Origin of the sequence: Spiroplasma sp. ChiS, assembly GCF_002968355.1 — a bacterium.
GTDB lineage: Bacteria > Bacillota_I > Bacilli_A > Mycoplasmatales > Mycoplasmataceae > Spiroplasma > Spiroplasma citri.
The window spans coordinates 1-2,323 of record NZ_PUUH01000047.1 but is presented as its reverse complement, the minus strand read 5'-3'; the positions used below and the strand labels follow the sequence as shown (position 1 = coordinate 2,323).

The window sequence follows — 2,323 nt, the reverse complement described above, 5'->3', positions numbered from 1 at the left end:
AAGAAAAGTCTATGGTCTTTATGGCATATGGTGTTCTATTGCTTTTAATCGTAAACCAAAAGGGATTTTACTTATTTTAACCTTTAAATTAACTATCGAATTGAAAACTAGATATAATAGTTATTAAGCAATATAAAAAAGAGATTTAATATCTCTTTTTTTATTTTTATTATATAATTTAACTAATAAATAAAGAAGGAGAATACAATGAAAAGATTATTAAGTATAATTGGTGCAATTAGTTTACTAGGAACAAGTACAACAAGTTTAGTTGCTTGTAATAAAAAATACACAGAAAAAAATAGTGATTTTAAAGAATGAAAATCAATAACTGTAAGACAAGATTTTTTTATTAAAGATTATGATAAAAAAACATATTTATTAATTTTTAAATAATGTTTTAAGTCCAAATAATAGCTGAAAGGGTCGTATTATTGATAGAAATACAAGTGATTTGAATAAATTAATGTTAGAACCTGAGTGAAAAGTTTACTTATGACAAGATGAAACAAAAACTCCATATATTCCCAATATAAATAGTACAAACGGTGAAATAATTGATAAATAAAAAGTGCAAAAATAGCACTTTTTTTAATTTGGTTTAATTGTAATTTTAACTGGATTATTACTTTTATTAGTAAAATTTAGTTTATTAACACTATTTGAAAAAGTTAAATTAGTATTATGTCCTCAATTAGGATAACCAACAGTACCCATAAATTGGGGCCATATTACTTTTGAAAATCTAATTTTTAATTTCATATCATTTGTATAATATGCTTGTAAATATACATTTTGAACTTTATTAATGGGTTTTAAATTTGTATCTGATATTTGCATTAAAAATAATATTATTTGGTCTTGATATTTAGTTTTATATGTTGCAAAAGAAACAGATCCTAATTTATCTGCTTTGCTTATAATAAATGTTTTAATTTCTGTTGAAATTTCTTCAGTTTTAATAATTTTATTTTGAGGAAAATTAGCATTTGTTGTTTGTTCGCTTCCACCTTCTAAAAAATTAAAATCAAATATTTCACCAACACTAAGATTACATTGACCTCTTCCTACAAATAACTCTATATTACTATAACCATAATTTGCTATTTTAGTTGCATTATTGTTAATAGAAAAATTATCTAGATTACTTATTTCTATTGTTTTATAAGCACTTTTAAATTTATCTATACTTTGAATTGTTGGGTCAATTTGTCTTAAATCAATTTCAGTTTCATAATAACCTGTATATTCTTCTGTACTATCAAATAAATTAACCATATTACTTAATGTACTTTTACATTGTGGTTGAACTGTAAAATTAAAGTTAATAGGTAATTTTGCATTAGCAGGAATAATATCTTTTGTATAAGGTTGATAGTTATATGGTACTGGTGGAAGAACATATTGTGGGTAATTAAAGGTTGGTATTTCATAGTCGTGTGGTAATAAGAAACTAGTTTTATAATTAGTTGTCATATCACGTAAATAATTATTTAATACACTTTTTGTTTTACCTCTGAAACTCCATACTGATAAGCGTAAATAATCTTCTTCATTATTTGTATATGGATTATCAGCATAAAAGATAATTTCAAAATTACCTTTATATAATGCTTGAATTGAAAACATATCAATTATATAACTACAATCAGTACCATCTGGTGTTTGTAAGAATTCACAATCATTATCTTTTTCACTATCACTAACTGGTGTTTGAGCATCAACTGCTTTTGTTTTTTCATTAATTAGATAAACTCTGTTAGTTTTAGGATTTAATTGTTTTAAATTATAAGTTGAATAAACTAACTCACTTGTTAGTTTACCATCGTTAGTTAAAACAGTACCTTTGCATTTATCGGTTAATAAAGTTGTAAAACCTAAACTAGTAGCATTAGCACCAAATATAGCACCGACTTTATCATTACCTTGTTCTCTAAATATTTCAAAAGGTAAATAACCCTTACCTTTGGCATTATCACCTCAAAATGCATCATTATAAAAACTATAAACATTAGCACTCATAAAACCATTAAGTCATTGAAAATTAGGTCAAGTTTTTTTATCTTGATTAATTACTCATCCTCATGGAATACCAAATGAAATAAAGTTTAAGAATTTACCAACTCCACCTGGTCCTTACCTTTGGCATTATCACCTCAAAATGCATCATTATAAAAACTATAAACATTAGCACTCATAAAACCATTAAGTCATTGAAAATTAGGTCAAGTTTTTTTATCTTGATTAATTACTCATCCTCATGGAATACCAAATGAAATAAAGTTTAAGAATTTACCAACTCCACCTGGTATTGTAAAAGGAT

3 protein-coding genes are annotated in these 2,323 nt (G+C 24.7%); 1 reads left to right on the top strand and 2 read right to left on the bottom strand.

Annotation, left to right across the window (positions count from 1 at the left end; all coding sequences use genetic code 4):
* Positions 1 to 207 precede the first annotated feature (207 nt).
* A complete protein-coding gene (locus C6B38_RS02245; RefSeq protein WP_105298489.1) occupies positions 208 to 396 on the top strand; it encodes a lipoprotein in 189 nt (62 codons plus the stop codon).
* Positions 397 to 591: 195 nt separating this feature from the next.
* Here the strand turns inward: C6B38_RS02245 and C6B38_RS02240 are convergent, their stop codons facing one another.
* Together C6B38_RS02240 and C6B38_RS09665 are read right to left on the bottom strand one after the other, a co-directional pair.
* The gene (locus C6B38_RS02240; RefSeq protein WP_105298488.1) at positions 592 to 2,022 is read right to left on the bottom strand and encodes a hypothetical protein; all 1,431 of its coding nucleotides are present in this window, start codon (positions 2,020 to 2,022) and stop codon (positions 592 to 594) included.
* Positions 2,023 to 2,108: 86 nt separating this feature from the next.
* Positions 2,109 to 2,323 (bottom strand): hypothetical protein (locus tag C6B38_RS09665; protein ID WP_162475812.1); only part of this gene is annotated, 215 nt, incomplete at its 5' end.